This window comes from Streptomyces sp. 4F14 (genome assembly GCF_048159485.1).
GTDB lineage: Bacteria > Actinomycetota > Actinomycetes > Streptomycetales > Streptomycetaceae > Streptomyces.
In genome coordinates this window covers 1-2,197 of sequence record NZ_JBLRVY010000070.1, presented here as the reverse complement: position 1 = coordinate 2,197, position 2,197 = coordinate 1, and the positions used below count along the sequence as shown (strand labels likewise).

2 protein-coding genes are annotated in these 2,197 nt (G+C 68.2%); both read right to left on the bottom strand.

Annotated features, from left to right (window positions below):
* Nucleotides 1-1,315 (bottom strand): type I polyketide synthase (locus ACLZOT_RS49630; RefSeq protein WP_416975934.1); only part of this gene is annotated, 1,315 nt, incomplete at its 3' end.
* Nucleotide 1,316: 1 nt separating this feature from the next.
* The coding region (locus tag ACLZOT_RS49625; protein ID WP_416975933.1) for a beta-ketoacyl reductase at nt 1,317-2,197 on the bottom strand (881 nt) is incomplete at its 5' end.

Here is a 2,197-nt window from a genome sequence, read left to right as displayed (position 1 = left end):
CCCGCCACGGCCGATCCACCACCGGCCACGGCTGCTCCTCCGTCAACAACTCCACCGCACCAGCCGACCAATCCACCACCGGAGTCGGCTCATCCACATGCAACGTCCGCGGCAACACACCCCGCTGCATCGCCAACACCATCTTGATCACACCAGCGACACCGGCAGCGGCCAGTGTGTGACCGAGGTTGGATTTAACCGACCCCAGCCACAACGGGCGATCCGCCGGCCGATCCTGCCCATAAGTCTCAAGCAGCGCCTGGGCCTCGATCGGATCCCCCAACCGAGTGCCCGTGCCATGCGCCTCGACCACGTCCACCTCGGCCGCAGCCACACCAGCACTGGCCAACGCCTGCCGGATCACCCGCTGCTGGGAGGGACCGTTCGGCGCGGTCAACCCGTTCGAGGCGCCGTCCTGGTTGATCGCCGAACCCCGCACCACCGCCAACACCCGATGACCATTGCGCCGGGCATCCGACAACCGCTCCACCACCAACAACCCGACACCCTCAGACCACCCCGTACCATCAGCCGACGCAGCAAACGCCTTGCAGCGACCATCCCCCGCCAACCCGCCATACGTGGCGAACCCACCAAAGATCCCCGGCGTGGCCATGACTGCCACACCACCAGCCAACGCCATCGAACATTCACCGGACCGCAATGCCTGGGCCGCCAGATGCAGCGCCACCAACGATGACGAACACGCCGTGTCCACCGTCACCGCCGGCCCTTCCAGCCCCAGCGTGTACGCAATCCGCCCCGACAACACGCTGCTCGCGCCGCCGATCAGCGTGTAGCCCTCGGCATCACCCGAGGCGTCCCCGACAGTGTCGTACCCCGAAACCGCTCCGCCCACGAAGACCCCGGTCCTGCTGCCCTTCAGCAGGCTCGGGTCGATGCCGGCCCGTTCCAGCGCCTCCCACGACGTCTCCAACAACAACCGCTGCTGCGGATCCATCGCCAACGCCTCACGCGGCGAAATACCGAAGAACCCCGCATCGAACTCCGCCGCGTCGTAAAGGAAACCGCCGTGCCGGGTGTAACTGGTGCCGCGATGGTCGGGGTCCGCGTCGTCATGGGTGTCCAGCGACCAGCCGCGGTCGCCGGGAAATTCGGAGATCGCGTCCACCCCGTCGCTGACCACCCGCCAGAGATCCTCGGGCGAGGTCACTCCGCCGGGATAGCGGCACGCCATCCCGACCACTGCGATCGGCTCCGGTGTGGTCAGCTCGGCATTGCGGCGACGGAGTCGCTCGGTCTCTTTCACCGACTCACGCAGTGCTTCGAGAAGCCTGTCCTGCGAAACCGTCATCTCAGTTCCTTTCGTCCAGGACGAAGTCGATGAGCGCTTCCGCGTCCATCTCGTCGAGCTGTTTCTCCGTGCTCGGGGGCGCGTCCTCGCTCGCACCGGCCAGCCGCAGCAGCACGTCCATCAGTCCTGCGTCCCGCAACCGCGTGAACGGGATCGAGGCGAGCGCTTCGCGCAGCCGTGCCTCGGAGGAGTCGGTGTCCACCGTGGGCGCGAGCCGGGTGTGGAGGTATCCGGCCATGCGCGACACGGTCGGGTGGTCGAATGCCAACGTCGCGGGCAGTTGCAGACCTGTCACTGCCGCCAGCCTGTTGCGCAACTCCACCGTCGTCAGCGAATCGAAGCCCATGTCCCGCAACGCCTTCTCGGGATCGACGGCCACTCCGGAGGCGTGTCCCAGAACGGTCGCGACATGACCACACACCAGATCGAGAAGCAGCCGTTGCTGGTCAGCGGCTGTCAGGCCGACGAGCCGCCCGGCCAGGCCGGAGCCGTCCTGGTCACCTGCGCTGGCGACCGGCCGGGCCGGCCCACGGGCGACCAAACCTCGCAGCAGCGGTGGCACCGGCTCGGACCCGCCGTGCCGTGGCAGTTCGAGCCGGATCGGGACCAGATTCGCTTCCGGGCGTCGGCAGGCCAGGTCGAACAACGCCAGCCCCTCCGCCGCCGACATCGCACGCACGCCAGCCCGGCCCAGCCGAGCGTGGTCGCTCTGCCCCAGACGTCCGGTCATGCTGCTGGTGTCGGCCCACCAGCCCCAGGCCAGTGACACGGCCGGGAGGCCCTGCGCGTGCCGGTGCAACGCCAACGCGTCCAGGAACGCGTTGGCCGCGGCATAGTTGCCCTGCCCCGGAGCACCGGAAGTCGCCGCGAAGCTTGAGAAGA